The sequence below is a fragment of the Nocardioides sp. L-11A genome (assembly GCA_029961745.1).
Lineage (GTDB): Bacteria > Actinomycetota > Actinomycetes > Propionibacteriales > Nocardioidaceae > Nocardioides.
In genome coordinates this window covers 1,432,444-1,451,514 of sequence record CP124680.1, presented here as the reverse complement: position 1 = coordinate 1,451,514, position 19,071 = coordinate 1,432,444, and the positions used below count along the sequence as shown (strand labels likewise).

Annotated in this window: 16 protein-coding genes; 7 read left to right on the top strand and 9 right to left on the bottom strand. The window is 72.1% G+C overall.

Features of this window, described 5'->3' with window-relative positions; all coding sequences use genetic code 11:
* Positions 1-102 precede the first annotated feature (102 nt).
* Both QJ852_06825 and QJ852_06820 read left to right on the top strand, forming a co-directional pair.
* The gene (locus QJ852_06825) at positions 103-627 is read left to right on the top strand and encodes a SigE family RNA polymerase sigma factor (GenBank protein WGX98150.1); all 525 of its coding nucleotides are present in this window, start codon (positions 103-105) and stop codon (positions 625-627) included.
* Positions 620-1,567 carry a hypothetical protein gene (locus tag QJ852_06820; GenBank protein WGX98149.1) on the top strand — a complete coding sequence of 316 codons (948 nt, stop codon included), beginning with the start codon at positions 620-622 and terminating at the stop codon, positions 1,565-1,567. The genes QJ852_06825 and QJ852_06820 overlap by 8 nt, the downstream gene beginning before the upstream one ends.
* On the opposite strand, the gene QJ852_06815 is transcribed toward QJ852_06820, so the two are convergent.
* The gene (locus QJ852_06815) at positions 1,557-2,828 is read right to left on the bottom strand and encodes an oxygenase MpaB family protein (protein WGX98148.1); all 1,272 of its coding nucleotides are present in this window, start codon (positions 2,826-2,828) and stop codon (positions 1,557-1,559) included. The two genes, QJ852_06820 and QJ852_06815, sit on opposite strands and share 11 nt — an antisense overlap.
* A gap of 61 nt (positions 2,829-2,889) precedes the next feature.
* On the opposite strand from QJ852_06815, the gene QJ852_06810 reads away from it, so the two are divergent.
* Entirely contained in the window at positions 2,890-3,483 is a 594-nt protein-coding gene (locus tag QJ852_06810; GenBank protein ID WGX98147.1) for a TetR/AcrR family transcriptional regulator, read from the top strand.
* On the opposite strand, the gene QJ852_06805 is transcribed toward QJ852_06810, so the two are convergent.
* Both QJ852_06805 and mca read right to left on the bottom strand, forming a co-directional pair.
* Complete coding sequence (locus tag QJ852_06805; protein ID WGX98146.1) at positions 3,468-3,749, bottom strand: hypothetical protein; 282 nt, start codon at positions 3,747-3,749, stop codon at positions 3,468-3,470. The genes QJ852_06810 and QJ852_06805 overlap by 16 nt on opposite strands.
* 31 nt (positions 3,750-3,780) lie before the next feature.
* Complete coding sequence (gene mca / locus QJ852_06800) at positions 3,781-4,680, bottom strand: mycothiol conjugate amidase Mca (GenBank protein WGX98145.1); 900 nt, start codon at positions 4,678-4,680, stop codon at positions 3,781-3,783.
* A gap of 41 nt (positions 4,681-4,721) precedes the next feature.
* On the opposite strand from mca, the gene QJ852_06795 reads away from it, so the two are divergent.
* Positions 4,722-5,144, top strand: a complete 423-nt coding sequence (locus QJ852_06795; GenBank protein WGX98144.1) for a DUF4307 domain-containing protein — start codon at positions 4,722-4,724, stop codon at positions 5,142-5,144.
* 54 nt (positions 5,145-5,198) lie between these two features.
* On the top strand, positions 5,199-5,705 hold the full coding sequence (gene greA / locus QJ852_06790) for a transcription elongation factor GreA (protein WGX98143.1): 507 nt from the start codon (positions 5,199-5,201) through the stop codon (positions 5,703-5,705).
* On the opposite strand, the gene QJ852_06785 is transcribed toward greA, so the two are convergent.
* The 4 genes from QJ852_06785 to QJ852_06770 are packed head-to-tail and all read right to left on the bottom strand — an operon-like array spanning position 5,693 to position 8,878.
* Complete coding sequence (locus QJ852_06785) at positions 5,693-7,039, bottom strand: AI-2E family transporter (protein WGX98142.1); 1,347 nt, start codon at positions 7,037-7,039, stop codon at positions 5,693-5,695. The two genes, greA and QJ852_06785, sit on opposite strands and share 13 nt — an antisense overlap.
* A 22-nt stretch (positions 7,040-7,061) precedes the next feature.
* A complete protein-coding gene (locus tag QJ852_06780) occupies positions 7,062-8,216 on the bottom strand; it encodes a cystathionine gamma-synthase (GenBank protein ID WGX99540.1) in 1,155 nt (384 codons plus the stop codon).
* Between the two features lie 60 nt (positions 8,217-8,276).
* The gene (locus QJ852_06775) at positions 8,277-8,675 is read right to left on the bottom strand and encodes a type II toxin-antitoxin system death-on-curing family toxin (protein ID WGX98141.1); all 399 of its coding nucleotides are present in this window, start codon (positions 8,673-8,675) and stop codon (positions 8,277-8,279) included.
* The gene (locus tag QJ852_06770; GenBank protein ID WGX98140.1) at positions 8,675-8,878 is read right to left on the bottom strand and encodes a hypothetical protein; all 204 of its coding nucleotides are present in this window, start codon (positions 8,876-8,878) and stop codon (positions 8,675-8,677) included. Before QJ852_06770 ends, QJ852_06775 begins: the two co-directional genes overlap by 1 nt.
* Positions 8,879-9,004: 126 nt before the next feature.
* Between QJ852_06770 and QJ852_06765 the strand changes: the two genes are divergently transcribed.
* Both QJ852_06765 and msrA read left to right on the top strand, forming a co-directional pair.
* A complete protein-coding gene (locus tag QJ852_06765; protein WGX98139.1) occupies positions 9,005-9,937 on the top strand; it encodes a DUF5995 family protein in 933 nt (310 codons plus the stop codon).
* A 40-nt stretch (positions 9,938-9,977) separates the two neighbouring features.
* Positions 9,978-10,628: a peptide-methionine (S)-S-oxide reductase MsrA gene (gene msrA / locus QJ852_06760; GenBank protein ID WGX98138.1), complete on the top strand. Its 651-nt coding sequence runs from the start codon at positions 9,978-9,980 to the stop codon at positions 10,626-10,628.
* 147 nt (positions 10,629-10,775) lie between these two features.
* On the opposite strand, the gene QJ852_06755 is transcribed toward msrA, so the two are convergent.
* Positions 10,776-11,120, bottom strand: a complete 345-nt coding sequence (locus QJ852_06755; GenBank protein ID WGX98137.1) for a hypothetical protein — start codon at positions 11,118-11,120, stop codon at positions 10,776-10,778.
* Between the two features lie 70 nt (positions 11,121-11,190).
* Positions 11,191-18,792 (bottom strand): DUF5979 domain-containing protein, encoded by a 7,602-nt coding sequence (locus QJ852_06750; GenBank protein WGX98136.1) that lies wholly within the window; start codon positions 18,790-18,792, stop codon positions 11,191-11,193.
* Positions 18,793-19,071: the final 279 nt, after the last annotated feature.

The following is a 19,071-nucleotide window of genomic DNA, read 5'->3' as shown; positions in this document are numbered from 1 at the left end:
CCATCGGACCGACGTCAACGCCCCCTGACACCGGCGAGCCCGCCGAGATCGGCTGACAACCCTTTCGCGCACCCAGCCCGTCCTGCCTCCTGGAGGTGGAGAATGCGCGACGCTGTACCCGTGCTCGACGAGACGACCGGCCGGCTGCCGTCGTTCGACGAGTACGTCGCCGCCCGCGGCCGCGCGCTGTGGCGCAGCGCGTGGCTGCTGACCGGCGACCGGCACCGGGCCGAGGACCTGGTCCAGACGGCACTCCTGAAGTGCTGGCGGCGCTGGGATCGGATCGCCGACGCCGAGGCGGTCGAGGCCTATGTGCGACGCACCATGCTGACGACGTACACCGACTGGTGGCGGCGCCGGTGGAACGGTGAGCTGCCGACCTCGGAGCTCCCCGAGCCCGCCCCGGCGGAGTCCACGGATCCCGGGTTGCGACAGGACGTGCTGGCCGCGCTCGCCCGGCTCCCCCGGGGCCAGCGCGCGGTCGTGGTCCTGCGCTACTTCGACGACCTGACCGAGGCGCAGACCGCGGCCGCGCTCGGGATCGGCGTCGGGACCGTCAAGAGCCAGACGTCCCGCGCCCTGCGCAGCCTCCGCGCGTCCGGACTGCTGGAGGAGAGCGATGACTGAGCGACTGCGCGAGATGTTGGCGCGGGCCGTGCCCGACGATGCGCCGGTGTTCGAGCCGCACGCGCTGGCGGCGAGGGCGCGGCGCCGCCGCAATCGCGGACGCGCGGTCGGCGCGGGACTCGCGACGGCCGTCCTGGCAATCGGGCTGGCCGGCACGCTCGCGAGCACGGGGGGTGACGAGGATCCGCCCGTGGCTCGCGACCCGGACCCGTACGCCGTCCCGGCGTGCCCGGATCCCTTCCGGATGCCCACCACCACGCCCGAGGTGCCGTCGTACGACGGCCTGGTCGGCGTGCGCCTGTGCGCGGAGCAGGCCGGGCCGGGTGCCGACGGGCTCGTCGAGCTCGACGGCCTGCCGGCGCGGGTCGCGGCACTCGACGACTTCGACCCGGGCCGCTGTGCCGCGATCGACGTCATCCCGCTGCGCCAGCTGCTGCTCTTCGGCTACGCCGACGGATCGACGGTCGAGGTGCCCGCCACGATGTGCTCCCCCGCGGGGATCGACGGCCGCCAGGTCGACGGCGGCGACCTCCTCGGCGCCTACCTCGACGCCCTGGCGGCACAGCGCGACGGCCTGGCCGCCGGGCGTCCCTACATCGGCGCGTTCGACTGTGCGGCCCTCCCCGCGTCCAGCGCGGCGCGCCCCGGCCACGAGCGGATCACCTCGGGCGCGGTGTGCCGCGGGTTCGGGGACCAGCCGGCCGAGCCCCTCACCGAGGAGCAGGTCCAGCGGGTGGCCGATGCGTGGGCCGACCCCGGGCCGCTGAGGCTCGCGAAGTGCACCCCGCCGGACGAGCCGCTGTCGCTGCTGCTCGGCACCGACCGGGGCGATGTCGTCCAGGTCCAGGACGGCTGCACGACGCTGACGTGGACCGGACCGACCGAGGGCCAGAGCGCGTCGCTGCCGGTCTCGATGGCTGAGCTGGGGCTCACCCCCTGAGCTCGCCGACGTCCTCCCGGTCGCCCTGGAAGTAGCTGTCGAGCAGCCACTGCGCCCGCCGCGCGCCCCAGGCGGCGAGCCGGTCGCGGCCGCCGGGCAGGTGCTTGAGGACGCGGTACCGCAGCGTGTTGAGCACGACGAGGTAGCCGTGCGCCCACGGCGGGCGCAGCGGCAGGCCGAACTCGCGCATGCTCTCGGGGCCGAGGAAGACGGTGAGCATGGAGAGCAGGCGCTCCCGCTCGTAGCGTGCGCGCAGCGGCTGCAGCGCCGCCGGCCACCCCGGGTAGCGCCGGAGCGCCTGGGCCTCGACCACGGCCCGGGCCAGCTGCGGCCCGGCCGCCGTGATCGGCCCCTGGGCGAGCAGGACGTGGTAGTCGATGCGATGCCGCTCCCACTCGTCGTCGACGAGGAAGTCAGAGTGCACGCCCATCAGCCAACCGACGTACTTCCACAGATGCATGAGCGCCCGCGACTCGGACCGCGTGACCGGGACGCCGAGGGCACGGGAGCCGATGATGAGCACGCCGTCGAAGAGGCCCAGGGTGGAGGCCTGGTCGGCCTGGTTGATCGGCAGGCCCCAGGTAGGGCTGTCCCAGCTGTCCTCGAAGGAATGGTTGACCAGCGCGTGCATGAGCCGCACGTGGACGGTCAGCCGCCAGCCCTCGCCGGGCGCCCGACCGTCGCGCGGCGGAAGCAGCGAGAGCGGGTCGGTGAGACTCGCACCCCACTTCTGGGTCTCGGCGAGCCGGCGCAGGGTCTGGCTGCCGGTGAGCCCGCCCGTCGCGACGAGCAGGTCGGTGGGGCCGCCGAAGCGGTACCCACCGACGAGGGACAGCTGGAGCAGCACGTCCTGCGCGTTCTGCCCGAGGCGCCGGAAGACCCGGGCGCCCTCCTCGACCAGGTCGCGGTCGAGCCAGTCCGGGTCGGTCTCGAGCTCCTCGAGGAAGGCACGCAGCGCCGGCGGGGCGTCCGGTACGGCGGCGAGCCCGCCCTCCAGCGCCCGGCGGAACTGGTCCATCCGCACCCGCTCCGGGGCATCCCCTCGCAACCGGATCGCGTCCGCGAGGCGCGCCCCGAGCTCGTCGCGCTCGAACATCGCGCGGCCGATCCGGTCCAGGAGCGCCTCGTCGACGCCGCGGACCCGCCCGGCCAGCTTGAGCGGCCGGCCGAGGCGACGGTTGCGCTCGCCCCCGGCGCGGAACCGGGTCGGGTAGGGACGCTCACGGGGGTCGCCGGCCACCGGGGCCGTGTCGGTGCTCATGCCATCATCTTGACGCGAGCGATTGCTCGCATTCAATTCGCAAATGCCCTAGCCTGCTCCCGTGCGCAAGGCTCCGCAGCAGGCCCGGTCCCGGGAGATGGTGGAGCGGATCGTCGCCGCCGGCCGGGCCGTCCTCGTCGAGCGCGGCTACGACGCCTTCAGCACCAACCGGGTCGCCACCGTCGCCGGCGTGAGCCCCGGCTCGCTCTACCAGTACTTCCCCGACAAGGCCGCGATCCTCGACATCGTCATCGACCGCTACTGGGAGGAGGTCGCCGAGCGGGTCGCTGCCTCGCTGGCCGACCGGATCGGCACCTTCGGACCCGCCATGGTCCGCGACACGGCCGACGCACTCGTCACCGCCCTGGAGGCGGACCGCGAGCTGCTCCGGGTCGTCGCCGAGGAGCTGCCCGTCCAGCGCAGCCGCGAGCGCCGCGCGGCGCTGGAGCGACGGGTCCGCGAGCTCGTCGCGACCTATCTGGCCGCCCGCCCCGACACCACGCACCGGCCCCACCCCGGCGTCGCGGCCTGGGTCGTGGTCCTCGCGGTCGAGAGCCTCGCGATGCGCTGGGTGCTCGACCGGCCGGCCTTCGTCACCCGCGAGCAACTGCTCGACGAGATGCTCGCCTTGGTCGGCGGCTACCTGCTGGCGTGACCCTCCGGACCGGCCTCGTCGTCCGCGTCCGCCGGGTCGGCGACCGGCTCGTCGCCGTACACGCCGGCGGCCTTGGCCCGGTCCGCGGTGCGCAGGCTCCGGGTCAGCGCCCAGCCGATCAGGCCGACGGCCACGATCAGCGCGACGAAGATCCACAGCGCCGTCCAGCCGGCCACGATGTTGGTGTCCTGGTCGACCGGCTTGTCCTTGGCGTTCACCAGCGACTCGGTGGCGACGTGGACGGCGGAGGCGACGACGGCGTGCATGATCTCAGTGTGTCAGGCGGCGGCGGACCGGTCAGGCATCGGGGGTGACGCCGGCGAAGAGGTCGTCCTCCGGCGTCGGCGCGGTGACGTGGCTGGCCACGAGCTCGTAGTCCTCGGTCGGCCACACCTCCTGCTGGATCTCCCGCGGGATGGCGAACCAGTGGCCGTCGGGGTCGATCTGGGTGGCGTGCGCCAGCAGCGCCTGGTCGCGCACGCCGAAGTAGTCGGCGCACGGCACCCGGGTCGTGATCCGGGCGTCCCAGTCGGGCTCCGGCTTCCACTCCTCGAGCCGCTCGGCCCACGGCGAGTCCAGGCCGTGCTCGAGCATCGCGTCGTGCAGCGCCTGCATCCGCGGCCGGTTGAAGGAGTGGTGGTAGTAGAGCTTCAGCGGCTGCCAGGGCTCGCCCGCGTCGGGGAACCGCTCCGGGTCGCCGGCCGCGTCGAAGGCGGCGACGCTGACCTCGTGGCAGCGGATGTGGTCGGGGTGCGGGTAGCCCCCGCGCTCGTCGTACGTCGTGACGACATGGGGCCGGAACTCCCGGATCTGCCGGACCAGCCGCTCGGTCGCCTCCTCCAGCGGCACCAGCCCGAAGCAGCCCTCGGGGAGCGGCGGCTTGGGGTCCCCGTCGGGCCACCCGGAGTCGACGAATCCCAGCCAGGACTGGGAGATCCCGAGGATGTCGCGGGCCCGCTCCATCTCCTGGCGGCGCACCTCGGTGATATTCGCGAGGATCTCGGGGCGGTCCATCTTCGGGTTGAGGATGGACCCGCGCTCGCCGCCGGTACAGGTCACGACGCGCACCTCGGCACCCTGGGCGGCGTACATCGCCGTCGACGCGGCGCCCTTGCTCGACTCGTCGTCGGGGTGGGCGTGGACATGCATCAACCGCAGCCCTGAGCGGTCGGTGGCGGGCGCGTGCGTGGTGGGCATGCCCCCCATCGTAGGGAGGGGACGCATGGGATCATGGATCGGTGAGCTCGCCCAGCGGACCCGTGCCGCCGTCCCTGGCCCAGCGCTACGGCGCGCCGTCGCGCGGTCGCCGTACGGCGGTGGTCGTCGGCGCGGTCGTGGTCGCGGTCGCCTTCCTCGGCTGGCTGCTGTGGGCGATGCTCTTCCACGCCAATCCGGCGGTCTCCTCGGAGGAGATCGGCTTCCGGGTGGTCGACGACCACACCGCGACCATCAAGGTGCGGGTGAGCTACGGCGGCGATCCGCTCGACGCGACCTGCGTGGCCCGGGCCATCTCCCACGACAAGGCGGTCGTCGGCCAGCTGAGCGTGACGCCGAGCCGCCAGGACGGCGCGGTCGAGGAGTTCACGGTACGCACCGAACGCCGTGCCACGACGGTCGAGTGGATCGGCTGCAAGGCGGCCGGGCAGCCGCGCTACCGGTAGACTCGATCGTTCATGTACCCGCACGGGTACGCGACGAGCAGCACAGGAGCACCCATGACGCAGACCGACCAGAGCGGTCAGAACACCATCTGGCTGACCCAGGACGCCTACGACAAGCTGCAGGCGGAGCTGGAGCATCTCCAGGGGCCTCGCCGCGCCGAGATCGTGGCCGAGATCAGTGCGGCGCGTGACGAGGGTGACCTGAAGGAGAACGGCGGCTACCACGCCGCTCGCGAGGAGCAGGGCAAGAACGAGGCCCGCATCCTCCAGCTCAAGGACATGCTGCGCCGGGCCGAGGTCGGCGAGACGCCGCCGGACGACGGCGTCGTCGAGCCGGGCATGGTCGTGACCTACAAGTTCGAGGGCGATGACGACGACGAGGCGGAGTCCTTCCTCCTCGGCGCGCGCGAGATCGAGCCCGACGGCCTGACCGTCTACTCGCCGCAGTCGCCGCTCGGCCAGGCCATCAACGGCCGCAGCAAGGGCGAGACCGTCTCCTACGAGGTCAACGGCAAGCAGCAGACCGTGATCATCCTCGACGCGCGGCCCTACGCCGGCTGAGGCTCCTCCGCGTCCGAGCCGCCGGTCTCCCCCGTGGGGGCCGGCGGCTCCGCCATTTCGGCCAGGTGCAGGACCACCGCGTTCGCCGCGGCCGCGAGCGGTACGGCGACCAGGGCGCCCGCGACACCGGCGACGAGCACGCCGCAGGCGATGGCGAGGATCACGCCGAGCGGGTGCAGTGACACCCAGCGCCCGAGCAGGAACGGCTGCAGCACATGGCCCTCGAGCTGCTGCACGCCGATCACGACCGCGAACATCAGCAGGGCGGTGACCGGGCCCTGGTCGACGAGCGCGACCAGGATGGCCACGCTGCCCGCGATCGTCGCACCGATCATCGGCACGAAGGCGCCGAGGAACACCAGCACCCCGATGGCGAGCACGAAGGGGACCTTCAGGATCGCCGCGCCGATCGCGATGCCGATCGCATCGACGAGCGCGACCATCACGGTCGCCCGCACGAACTGCACGAGCGAGAGCCAGGCCACCCGGCCCGAGCTGTCGACCCGCTGACGCGCGGCGCGCGGCGCCAGCCGGACCAGCCAGGACCAGATCCGGTCGCCGTCGGCGAGGAAGAAGTAGGTCGCGAAGAGCGCGATGAAGAAGCCGGCGACGACATGTCCCAGCGCGGCACCGACCTCGGTGACCTGGGAGATCACCTCACCGTCCTGGGAGCGGGTGCGGATCATGTCCTGGGCGCTCTTGAGCCAGTCGTTGATCTGGGAGTCGCTGGCGTTGAGCGGTCCGTCCTTGAGCCAGTCCCGGATCTCCTCGAGCCCCTTGACCGTGGAGTCGGCCAGGTCCTGGGCGCCCGCCGCGACCTGCTGCCCGGCGAAGGTCAGCAGGGCGCCGACCACGGCGAAGCCGGTGATGACGACGAGCAGCGCCGAGAGCCCGCGGGGTACGCCGATGCGGGTGACCAGGTGCACGAACGGCGCCGCGAGCGCGCTGATCAGCAGGGCCACCGCGAGCGGCACCGTCACGACCGCGAAGTACCCGACCAACCACAGCAGCAGGTAGCCCGCGCCGGCGATGAGCAACAGGCGCCAGGCCCAGCCCGCCGCCAGGTCGAGGCCGTAGGGCACCTCCGCCCGGCGCAGGTTGGACGGCCCGGTCGCGAAACCCGGCTGCTCGTGTCGCCGCTCCTCCCGCTCCTCGCGGGCCAGCGCCCACTGGTGGGCGAAGCGGCGGAACAGCCGCTCCTCGCGCTCCCCCTCGTCGGGCCCCAGGGGCGGCTCGTCCTCGCGGGCCTCCTCGACCGCGTGGTCCTGCTCGGGCTCGGTCGACCGCTCGGGCTCGGTCGGCGTCGCGGGCTCGGTCGGCTCCTCGCTGGTCACCCGGTCAGGCTAGATGATGCGCTCAGGCCGTGGCGGCCAGCGCGCGCTCGAGGTCGGCGATCTGGTCCTCGGACGTCTCGATGCCGACGCTGAGCCGGACCAGGTCGGCCGGCACCTCGAGGTCGGTGCCCGCGACGCTGGCGTGGGTCATCCGGCCGGGGTGCTCGATGAGCGACTCGACGCCGCCCAGCGACTCGCCGAGCGTGAAGACGGAGGTCGCCGCGCAGATCGCGAGCGCCTGCTCCTCGCCGCCCTTCACCCGGAAGGAGACCATGCCGCCGTAGCGCCGCATCTGGCGCGAGGCGACCGCGTGGCCGGGGTGGTCGGCCAGGCCCGGGTAGATCACCTGGCTGACCGCGGGGTGACCGGTGAGGAAGTCCGCGACCTTCTCGGCGTTGTCGCTGTGCCGCTCCATGCGCAGCGCGAGCGTCTTGAGCCCGCGCAGCACCAGCCACGCGTCGAACGGTCCGGCGACGCCGCCGATGGAGTTCTGATGGAACCCGATCCGCTCGGCGAGGTCGGCATCGTCGACGACGAGGGCTCCCCCGACGACGTCGGAGTGGCCGCCGGCGTACTTCGTGGTCGAGTGGACGACGAGGTCGGCGCCGAGGGCCAGCGGCTGCTGGAGGTACGACGACGCGAAGGTGTTGTCCACCACGAGCAGCGCCCCGGCGTCGTGGGCGACCGCGGCGAGCGCCTCGATGTCGCCGATCGAGAGCAGCGGGTTGGTGGGCGTCTCGACCCAGACCAGCCGGGTCGTGCCCGGACGGATCGCGGCGCGGACCGCGTCGATGTCGGTCACCGGCGCCGGGCTGTGCTCGACGCCCCAGGCGGTGGCCACCTTGTCGAAGAGCCGGAAGGTACCGCCGTAGGCGTCGTTGGGCAGCACCACGTGGTCGCCGGGCTTGCACAGCGCGCGGATCAGCGTGTCCTCGGCGGCCAGGCCGGACGCGAAGGCGAAGCCGTGCGCCCCGCCCTCGAGCGCCGCCAGCGTCGACTCCAGCGCGGTCCGGGTCGGGTTGGCCGAGCGGCTGTACTCGTAGCCGTTCCGCAGTCCGCCCACGCCGTCCTGGGCGTAGGTCGAGGTCGCGTAGATGGGCGGGATCACCGCACCGGTGGTCGGGTCGGGCCGATAGCCCGCGTGGATGGCCCGGGTCTCGAAGCCGGCGTCCGACAGGTGCTCGTCGATGTGCCCGTGGGTGTCCCCGCTGATGTCGTTGGCGCTCACCGTTCGAGCCTACTCAGGTGAACGGCCGAAGGTTGCGGGAGCGGTGCCGGCATCGATCCGGTCGGCGATCTCCGCCACATCGTCGAGCACACCGGAGGCGATGTCGATCACGAGGTCGTAGGCCGCGTCATCGCTCAGGGTGATCCGTTCTCCGTTCAGAGCCAGGAAGGCGAAGAGCGAGGCGAAGGCCAGCCGCTTGTTGCCGTCGACGAGCGCGTGGTTGCGCGCCACGGAGTGGACCAGCGCGGCCGCCTTGTCGTGCGTACGCGGATAGGCCTCATCGCCGAAGACAGTCGTGGCGGGCCGGGCCACCGCAGCCTCCAGGAGTCCGATGTCTCGGATCTCGACGGCGCCAATCGCTCGACGAGCGATGTGGAGAACATCGTCGAGATCGAGGTAGCGGACCACTACTGCCCGAGCCGGTCGAGGACGGCGGCCCAGCGCGGGAGCTCGCTGTCCAGCACCGCGTCGAGGTCATGCCTCTTCTTCGTCTTCGCGGCCTCTGCGAGCACAAGTCGACGAACGACCTCCTGCTTCGACAGCCCGAACTCCTCGGCCAGCGTCGCCAGAGCGGCGTCGAGCTCGGCGTCGGTCCGCAGGGTGAAGGCCATGACACTCATGATAGTCCTCTCGGTATCAGTGCGATACCACCATCGTGCGCCGACCGGGCTGCAGTGTCGAACGGCTTTCCACAGCCCTCTCGTGACCAAAGCGAGCGGACGCTCGTTTCTCGGGGTGTGACCGCCCTCACTCGAATCCTGGCCGCCGTTGTCCTGCCCTGCCTGCTCGCGCTCGGCGCACTGGTCGCGCCACCCGCCTCAGCGGCCGGGTACGACGACGACCCGGATCCCCTGCGCGGCCTGCTCCTCCCCCCGCTCGATGCCGTGGTCGCCCTGCTGGCGCCGATCCCGGTGCCGGCGACGCCGTACACCGGCGACGTGTGCGTCGACGGCGCGGACGCCTGCATCGACGACGTGGTGGCCCGGATGGAGGCCCGGCTCGACGGGCTGGCGAGCACCTGCTCGCACAGCGCGATCTTCTCCCTGGCCTACCTCCGGGTCACCGAGAACGTCCGGGACGCGGTGCGCGGCGGCTACTTCGCCGACCGGGCCTGGCTGAACCGGGTCGACGCGGTGTTCGCCGAGATGTACTTCGACACCACCGGCCGCTGGGAGGCCGGTCAGCGCACCGGCATCCCCGCGGCCTGGCGCATCGCCCTACAGGCCGAGGACGACCGGGCGATGAGCGGCCTCGGCAACTTCCTGCTCGCCATGAACGCCCACATCAACAGCGACTTCCCGCGGGTCCTCGCCGCCGTGGGCCTCACCGGTCCCGACGGAAGTCACAAGCCGGACCACAACCGCTACAACAACCGTCTCGACAGCCTCTACGCCCCGGTGTTCGCGGAGGAAGCGGCCCGCTTCGACCCGACCTTCGACGACATCGACGCCGGCACGGCCGAGGAGGCGGTCGCCGGCGTGATCATGCGCGGCTGGCGGGAGATGGTCTGGCGTCACGCCGAGGCGCTGGTGCTTGCGAGGAAGCCCGCGGCACGGCGGCTGGTCGAGAAGGAGATCGAGCTCTACTCGGCGCTCCAGGCCCAGCTGATCCGTGCGGTCTTCCAGGCGAAGCCGGCGAAGCGCGACGCCTGGTGCGCCGACCACGGCTGAGCCGGCCGGCCGTGCTTGCCGGCGGGGAGACAATGGAGGCATGTTCTCCCGCCGCACCCCCGACCTCGTCGATGCCACCGAGGCACTGCCCGGCCGCGCCGCCCCGGCGTTCGCCCTCCCCCCGCTGCACGAGGTGCTGCACACCCCGCTGGTGACCGGCCCCGACACCGGCGAGGTCCCCGACGGCCTCGAGGTCGCCATCTTCGGCCTCGGCTGCTTCTGGGGCGCCGAGGAGATCTACTGGCAGGTGCCGGGCGTGTGGTCGACCTCGGTCGGCTACGCCGGCGGGTACACCCCGCACCCGACGTACGAGGAGGTCTGCAGCGGCCGCACCGGCCACACCGAGGCCGTCCGGATCGTCTTCGACCCCGCCCGGGTCACCTACGCCGACCTCGTCAAGCAGTTCTTCGAGGTCCACGACCCGACCCAGGGCATGCGTCAGGGCAATGACATCGGCAGCCAGTACCGCTCGGCGATCTACTACACGTCGCCCGAGCAGGAGCAGACCGCGCGCGAGCTGACGCAGGTGTACGGAGCCGAGATCGCCGGTCGCGGCTACGGAGAGATCACCACCGAGATCGCGCCCGCGCCGGCGTACTACTACGCCGAGCCGCACCACCAGCAGTACCTCCACAAGGTCCCGCACGGCTACCGGTGCCACGCCAACACGGGTGTGCCCTTCCCTGCCTGAGCCGATGCGATCCGCTTGGCTCTGTCGGCGGCATGAGCGATACTTGATGCGCTTGGGGCACTAGCCCCAAGAAGTGAGCCCGAGACCCGTCCGGACGGACGTGGCGCTCGGGCTTCGCGTTTCTCAGACCTCGCGCACTCGTGCGATCTACGGCGAGATCCGGCGACGCCAATCCCCGCCACGAGCCCAACACCAGGCAACGACGTCCGGCAGGGCCAGGAGTTGCTCTTCATTGCGGCGAGCATGCTCGTAGGTGACGGCGTCCCGGGCCTGCGACGGCACCGCCGCGTAGAGGCGACGACGATCAGAGGCGACCAGGGTCTCGTCGAAGTCCAGGACGACCCGAGCAGGTGACATGCCGACGGCATCCTGGCAGATCGCATCGAGACACCGACCACGGCGCTCCAGCTCGCTCTCGGGCCCGCGACCGGCATCAAGGACCAGCGCGCGAACCCCCTCATCCACCAGCCCGGCCACCACGTCGACGATCATGTCGTCAACCACCGACACGGGCGTGCCCTTCCCTGTCTGAGAAGGACACGCCCGTCTGCGAGGGGCTCACTCAGGCGCGGTGGGTGCCCTTCCGGTTCCGGCCGATCAGGTAGCCACCGCACAGCAGCATCAGCACGCCGGAGACAAGGAACCACGGCAGGCTGGCCGGGCTGCCGGTGTCCGGCAGAGCCACGCCGCCGACCTCACCGTCCTTGTCGCCGCCGCCCTTCTTGCCGCCGCCGTCGTCGACACCACCGACATCGCCCGGGCTGGGCGGGGTGGTGTGCTCGGTGGTGCACAGGCTCGCCACGCGCGCCGGGCTGCCGATCTTCGGGCAGGACGACGGCGGCGTGTCCTCCGCGCTGCCGCTGACCACGTTGCGCAGGGTCACGCCCCACGCGCCGGTGTTGACGACGACCGTGTAGCTCAGCGTGGCGACTGCGCCCGGCGCCAGCGTCGGGATCTGCCACACCAGGCGGTTGTCGGTGCGGGTGACGCTGCCGGCGCTCGGCGTGCCGAGCGGCTGGAGCTGCGCGTTGCCCAGGACGGCGGTGAGGTCGTCCTCGACCACGATGCCGACGACCGCGGTCTTCTTCGACCGGCTGGTGGCCGTGAGCGTGTAGGTGATCGAGCCGCCGGGCGCGACCCGCGAGCCCGAGGCCGGGTCGGCCGTCTTCGTCAGGTCCCACTCCGCCTTGGTCTCGTGCGTCGTCTGGCACGGCTCGCACGTCGTCGGCGGCACCTCGCCCGTCGCGGAGGCCACATTGCGCAGCTCCACACCGACGGCTGCGGCGTCCACCTGGTAGCGGTAGGTCAGCGTCAACGGCTGGCTGCCGTCGACGGTGCCCGCGGTCCACCGGATCTTCTGCCCGTCGACGACCGCCGTGCCCTGGCTGGCCACGGGCGCGCCGACGGCGGTGGCGTACGGCGCGATCTCGGCGAGATCGTCCACGACCACGACGTCGTCGACCGGGTTGGTGCCGTCGGGCGTGATCGTCACCGTGTAGGTGATCACGTCGCCCGGGGCCACGACCGCGCCGGACCCGGGGTCCGAGGTCTTCGCGACCCGGTAGCCGCCGGGAGTGCGCAGCAGCGTGTTGGTGGCGACCACCGCGACCGTCGTGTCGGCGCCGATGGTCAGGTCGACGTCGCGACCCGATCCGGCGGCATCGCCGTCGACGGTGTAGCTGACGTCGCCCCACGCGAAGCCGCGGTCGGGGGCGGGCAGGTCCGCGGTCGGCTCGGTGAGCCGGCAGGTGCTGCCCTGCGGCAGCCGCGGCCCGTCGTACGCCGTCACCGTGCCGACGGGCACCTCGATCCGGCCGGTCACCGGGTCGTCGGTGCCGGGCACGTCACAGGCGTAGTCGAACGGGTAGGTGACGCCCTGCGGGGCACCCGCGGGGACACCGGAGCCGGTCAGCGCCTTCTTCACGCTGAAGGTGCCGAACACCCGGCTGATCGGGTTGTCGACCGTGACCCGGACCGGGCCCTGGCCGGCGGTGACGGTCACCGGGCCGGACGGGGTGTAGGTCGGCGTGCCCCAGCGGTACGACGGGTCGGCGAGTGCCGGCCGGGTCGCCTGCTCCTGGACCGTGCAGGTGGAGCCGATCGGAACGTCGCTCACGGTGCCCGCCGTGGTCGGCGAGACCGTCAGGGTCCGCGTGATCTCGGCCCCGCTGACCGGCGTGCACGTCACGTCCACGGCGAAGTCGCCGCCGACATAGCCCGCCTTCGTCCCGGAGACCGTCTTGGCGACCTCCACGGCGCGGGTGTGCCGCTGGAGCTCGTTGGTGACCGTGACGACGACCGCCGCCTGGCCGGCGGGCAGCGTGAAGGTGACGCCGGCGGGCCCGGTGCTGACGCCGTTCTCGTCGACGCCGGCGACGCCGTACGCCGCGGCCTTCCACGAGTACGACGGGTCACCGAGCGCGGGGAGCGCGTTCTCGCTCACCGTGCAGGAGCTGCCGACCGGGACGTCGGGTGCGTTCCAGATCCCGCCCGCGGCGATGGCGTCGGAGGTGCCCTTGACCTCGTCGCCGTTCTTGGCCACGCAGGAGTAGTCGAAGGTGTAGGTCTGGCCGTTCGGCTCGCCGGCCGTGGCACCCGTCAGCGCCTTGGTGATGGCGAAGGCGCCCGTGGTCCGCGACGCGGTGTTGGTGACGGTCAGCGTGACCCTCGTCCCGGCGCCGACGGTGACCGAGTCCGGCGCGACGACCGGCGCCTGCCACACGAACGAGGGGTCACCGGCGACCGGCGCGGGCCGGAGCGCAGTGTCCTCGGTGGCGGTGCAGGTCGAGCCGACCAGGACGCCACCGACGGTGAAGGTGCCCTCGTCGGTGACCGTCCAGGTCCCCGTGACCGGGGCGTCGCCGCCGTAGGTGCACCGGTAGCCGCCGGTGAAGGTCAGGTCGTCGTCGAGCGACTGGCCGCCCGCGATCTCCTTGGTGATCGCCAGGGTCCCGTAGACGCGGGCGACGTCGTTGGTGATCGTCACCTTCTGGCCGCCGGCCGCGGTGAGCGTGACGACGCCGTCGTCCGGCGCGATGACCGGAGCGAGCCACGTGTACGAGCCGTCGGCGAGGTCGCCGTCGTCGAGGGTGTCCTCGGTGACGGTGCAGACCGACTCGGCGGGGATCCGCTCGGCCGGACCGGCGACCTGGACCGAGCCACCCGTCGCGGGCAGCTCCCAGCGACCCTGGCCGACGACCGTGGTGTCGTAGCTGCAGCTCCAGGCGCCCTGGACGGTGGTGCCGCCGGGCAGGGCGGCCGCGGGGCCGTCGTATTCCTTGACCACGGTGAGGTCGGAGTAGACCCGCTTCACGTCGTTGGTGACGACCAGCGCCGGCGTCGTGGCGCCGACGGTGACCGGTCCGGAGACCTGGGGTGCGGTCCACGTCCAGGAGGTGTCGGTCAGGTCACCGTCGTCGAGCGCGTCCTCCGTTGCCGAGCAGACCGCGCCGAGCGGCAGGTCCGAGTCGGGGGTGAGCGCGGCGTCGCCGGTGCCGGTGACGCGCCAGGTGCCGGAGAAGGTCTCCTCCGTCGCCTCGCCCTGGTCGTAGACGCAGGACCAGGTGCCGGTGAACGCGGTGCCCGAGGCGATGACGCCCGAGGTCACGCCGGGGCCGTAGGCCTTGCGGATCTCGAGGTCGCCGGTCACCCGGGTGATCGGGTTGGCGACCGCGACGGTGGCGCCGTCGGCGTCGATCTCGACCGTGTCGGTCTCGTCACCGTCGATCTCGATCGTGGGCTCGCCCCAGGCGTACGACGCGTCGCGCAGCACCTGGGCACCTGGGGTGGTCTCGCGGACCTCGCAGGTCCAGCCCCGCGGGATCCCGCCGGCCAGCGGCACCGCGGCGGCACCGGCGACGACCTGGACCTCACCCTCGAAGAAGGGCCCGGTGGCCGGGGCCGCGAGGTAGCAGTGGTAGGCCACGGTGAAGTCGGCACCGGTGCGGGTGTAGCCGTCGGTCTCGCCGGTGACCTTCTTGGTCACGAGGAGGCCGCCGGTGAGGCGCTTGATCTTGTTGGTGACCTTCAGCGTGTTCGGGCCCGCGGCGCTCACCGTGACCCCGGTGAGCGTGGGGGTCTCCCACACGTACGACGGGTCGCCGCTCACGGCGCCACGGTCGTTCTCCGTCGCGGTGCACTGCGAGGTGAGCAGCACGTTGCCCGCCGGGCCGGTGAGGCTGGCGGTGCCCGCGCCGTCGACCGTCCAAGCGCCGCCGACCGACTGCCCGCCGTAGGTGCAGGACCAGGTGCCGGCGTAGGTGCGGTCAGCGGCGAGGACGCCGGAGTGCCCGGCCTCGTCGACGATCTTGGTCAGGTCGACCGCGCCGCGCACCCGCTCCACGGTGTTGGTCACCGTGATCGTGGGCGAGGAGCCCTCGGCGGCCTTGACCGACGCGGGCGCGATGTCCGGGTCGGCGGACCAGGCGAAGGAGGCGTCCGCCAGGCCGGCTCCGGCCGGGATCGGGGACTCGCTCGCCGAGCAGGTCACGCCGAGCGGCACGGTGAAGCTCACCGTGGCGCCGGCCTTGACGCCGTTCGGACCGTAGGTGGTGCCCGCACAGGTCAGCGACACCTGGAAGGTGGTGCTGGCCGCTCCGGTGAACCCGCCGTCGGGGTCGACGACCCGCTTGGTCACCGCGACGTCGACCTCGCGGCGGCTGATCGTGTTGGTGGCCTGCACCGTCACGGCGCCGCCGTCGGCCGGCGTGGTGAAGTCGACGCTGCGGCCCGAGGCCGAGCCGGTCGCACCGGTGACGCTGAAGCTGACGCCGTCGTCCCAGCGGTAGGGGTCGATCGGCGCCGGGTTGGCGCCCTCGGTGATCGTGCAGGAGCTGCCGGCCGGGATCTCGACGCCCGCGGGCAGGCCGGTCGTCTGACCGGCCCGGGCCTGCAGGGAGCCGGTCAGCGCGGTGCCGCCGCCGGCGGGGGTGCAGGAGTAGGTGAAGGTGAACGGCTGGTCGGCGTACGCCGTGCCGGCGGTGCCGCCGTTGACGACCTTGCCCACCGCGAAGGATCCGGTGACCCGGCGTACCGGGTTGGTCACGGTGAACGTGGCCGTCGGGTTCGCCTTGGTGACCTTGACGCTCGCCGGCGTGATCGTCTCCGCGCCCCACACGTAGGAGGCGTCGGTGGCGCTCGGCGCGGCCGGGGACGGGGCGTTCTCGGTGATCGTGCAGGTCGAGCCGAGCAGGATCGTGCCGGTGGGGCCGTTGACCGTCGCGGCGCCCGCGCCGGTGCGCTGCCAGGTGCCGGTGACGGGCGCGTCGCCGCCGTAGACGCACGACCAGTTCCCGGAGAACGTGGTGCCCGCGCCGTTGACGCCGTTCAGCCCGTCGACCGCCTTGGTGACGGCCAGGGCGCCGTAGGCGCGCTTGATCTTGTTGGTCACCGTGACGCCGACCGTGGTGTTCTTCGTGCTCAGCGTCTTCGTGACCGGGGCGGGCGCGCCGTCCCAGACGTAGGACTCGTCGACCAGACCGGCCGAGCCGCTCGGCGCGTTCTCCGTGACGGTGCACGACGTCCCGACCGGGAGGTCCGGCGTGGTCGCGGTGCCCCCGACGGCGAGGTCGAAGGTGTGCTGGTAGTCCGCGCCACCACCGCTGGCCGGGCGGTCACACGCGACGGCGACGGGGAACGTGGTGCCCGAGGCGACGCCCGAGGCGAGCGCCGTCGGCGCGATCGCCTTGGTGACGGAGAGCTTGGCGTAGACCGGGACCGTCGGGTTGGTGACGGTGACGGTCTTGGAGCCGCCGTTCGGCACGGCGACGGTGCCGTTGGTCAGGCCGGCGTAGGACGGCGTTCCCCACTCGTGGGAAGGGGCGAGCAGGTTGCCCGCGGGCGCGGTCTCGACGACGGTGCAGTTGACGTTGGCCGGGACGGACACCGTCTGCTGGCTCGGGGCGCCGCTCGCCGCGAGGTTCACGGTGACCGGGTTGTTGCCGCAGTCGTAGGTGACCGCGAACGGCGTGCCGGTGCCGACGTAGCCGCCGCCCTGGACGACCTTCTTGAGGACCAGGTCAGCGAAGTTGCGCTTGAAGTGGTTGGTGACCGTGGTCGACGTCGTCTGGCCGGCCGCGACGGTGACGCTCGCCGGCGCGAAGGCGTTGCCGTCCCAGCCGTAGGAGCCGTCGGCGAAGTCGCCCGGCTCGGCGCTCAGCGTCTCGGTGAAGGTGCAGGTGGCGCCGGCGGCGATGCCGGGGACGACGGCCGGGGTGCCCGGCGTGACGTCGACGGTGCCGGAGGCGACGACCGTGTCGGCCGGCAGCGAGCAGCTGTAGGTCACCGGGAACGCGCGGGCGCTGCCTCCGGTGTAGCCGCCGGCGGGCGTGCCCGCGCGCGGGGCGACGATCTTGGTGACGCGGATCGAACCGGTCGCCTGGGTGATCGTGTTGGTGATCCTCACCGTCGGGCTGGTGCCGTCGGCGATGGTGACGCCGTTGTCGGCGTAGGTGGGCGTCGACCAGGAGTACGACGCGTTCTTCAGGTTGCCGGTGGGCTGGGTCTCGGTGACGGTGCAGGTCCGGCCGACGGGGATGGCCGGCGACGTGAAGACGGTGCCGGTCGAGACCGAGAACGCGACATTGCCGCTGCCGCAGTTGTAGGTGCCGGTGAACGGCGTGCTCGCCGTACCGGTGAAGCCGTTGGCCGGGTCGGCGATCGTCTTGGCGATCTTGAACGTGCCGGTCTGGTAGCGGTTGACCACGGTGCAGGTCACGTTCTGCCCGTCACCCACCGTGACGGAGCCGTTCGCGCCGTTGCCGGTGCCACCGGTGCACGACCAGCCCTGACCCACGTAGCCCACCGGACCGGTCTCGCCGAGGTCGTAGCTGCCGGTGCCGACGCGCTGGGCGGTGACCGCTGCCGAGTTGCCGGGGCCCGAGATCGTCGTGGGGCCGGTCGCGGTGAGGGTGAAGTTCGCCGCGGTGGCGCTGCCGCCACCGGCGTTCTGGACGGTCTTGACCAGGGTCAGCGTGCCCTTGGGGGTGTAGGTGTTCGTGAAGGTGCAGGTGATCGGGCCGGCGGCGGTCGTGGCCGGCGCCGGGACGTTGGCGAGGTCCAGCTTGCGGGCCGCGAGGTTGTAGCTCGCCTGCGGCACCGTTGCTCCGGTGCCGTCGACACACGCGATGCCGGTCAGTGCCCAGCGGTCACTGCCCGCGCCGCTGGGCGCGGTCTCGGTGACGGAGACCGACTCGGTCTGCAGCAGCTCCTTGGTCGTGGAGTCGGACGTGCTCGAGCTGGAGGTCAGGTTGAACGAGCCGGCGTCCCAGGGCGAGCCGGTGCGGTTGGACGTCGAGCCGAACCCGAAGGTCGTGTTCGGCACGGTGACGCCGCCGGCACCGACGACCTTCTTCACGATCTTCAGGTCCCGGACCTGCACCAGGCTGACGTAGATGCAGGCGGCGGTCCGGGCGTTCTCGTCGGTCAGGAACTCGTTGTTGGTGGCGCCGGCGGGCGCGGCCGGGCAGGTGCCGTTCGAGGAGGGCGCCCGGAAGCCGTCGACGGCGAGGCGGTAGCTGGCGCCGCCGATGGTGACGGTCTGCTGGCTGATCGCGCTGGTGAACTTGATCTGGTCCTGGCAGTTGCCGTTGCCCTTCCACCAATCGCTGGGGCAGGACCAACTGCTGTTCGAGGTCTCCCACAGCGTCCAGTCCCAGGTGAAGGTGTTGGCGCCGGTGACACCGGCGAGCTGGAAGCTCATCTTCCCGGTGAAGCGGTCGTCGCTCGTGGTGACGGGGTTGTTGTAGTGGGTCACCTTCCCGAGCAGGAAGGGCGTGCCGTCCTGGGCGGTGGTGGCGGCCGTCGGCACGACCCCGACCGCGCTCTGCGAGTTGATGCTCAGGTTCGTCGGACAGTTGTTGTCGTAGCCGTGCGCCGTGCGCGCCTCACCCGAGGAGGTCACATAGGCCGAGCTAGTGGAGGTGTTCGTCGGCGCGTACCTGATGCAGTTGCCACTGGTCGGGGCGTGATCGCTCATCTGCGCCGTCACCTGGCCGATGGTGATCGTGGCGGCCTGGGCCGCCGGCACCGTGGCCGGTGACAGTCCGACGCCGATGTTGATGCCCCCGGCCAGCAGGGCCAGGGCGACGATCCGAATGCCCGTGCGACGGATCGCGCCCGGTCGCCGTGACGGCGCGCGCGAAGAACGGTCGGCAATTACGCCCATGATGAAGGCCCCTCCAGCCTTGTGCCCGCTCTTCCCTCCCACGGAATCGAGACGGGCGTGTCCCATTGATCGGCCATCACGCTAGGTGCTTTCCTGAGCGCTGTCCGGTCGATTGCCCGACCAGTTTGCGCATGCGGATGTGTCCTGCGACACCGCTTCACCCTGGACCATTCGATATGTGAGAACGCAGGGTCTCGCGTCACCCCGGCGCGGAGGGGTACACGGGGCCGGTCATCGCCCCCCATCGGCCAGCACGCCGCTCACCTGAGCCGTTCGGTT

Excerpts from the sequence above, each read along its gene's own strand:
- QJ852_06815 (WGX98148.1), bottom strand. The coding sequence starts at position 2,828 with ATGAGCACCGACACGGCCCCGGTGGCCGGCGACCCCCGTGAGCGTCCC.
- QJ852_06825 (WGX98150.1), top strand. The coding sequence starts at position 103 with ATGCGCGACGCTGTACCCGTGCTCGACGAGACGACCGGCCGGCTGCCG.
- greA (WGX98143.1), top strand. The coding sequence starts at position 5,199 with ATGACGCAGACCGACCAGAGCGGTCAGAACACCATCTGGCTGACCCAG.
- QJ852_06750 (WGX98136.1), bottom strand. The coding sequence starts at position 18,792 with ATGGGCGTAATTGCCGACCGTTCTTCGCGCGCGCCGTCACGGCGACCG.
- mca (WGX98145.1), bottom strand. The coding sequence starts at position 4,680 with ATGCCCACCACGCACGCGCCCGCCACCGACCGCTCAGGGCTGCGGTTG.
- QJ852_06770 (WGX98140.1), bottom strand. The coding sequence starts at position 8,878 with ATGGCCTTCACCCTGCGGACCGACGCCGAGCTCGACGCCGCTCTGGCG.
- QJ852_06805 (WGX98146.1), bottom strand. The coding sequence starts at position 3,749 with ATGCACGCCGTCGTCGCCTCCGCCGTCCACGTCGCCACCGAGTCGCTG.
- QJ852_06820 (WGX98149.1), top strand. The coding sequence starts at position 620 with ATGACTGAGCGACTGCGCGAGATGTTGGCGCGGGCCGTGCCCGACGAT.
- msrA (WGX98138.1), top strand. The coding sequence starts at position 9,978 with ATGTTCTCCCGCCGCACCCCCGACCTCGTCGATGCCACCGAGGCACTG.
- QJ852_06755 (WGX98137.1), bottom strand. The coding sequence starts at position 11,120 with ATGATCGTCGACGTGGTGGCCGGGCTGGTGGATGAGGGGGTTCGCGCG.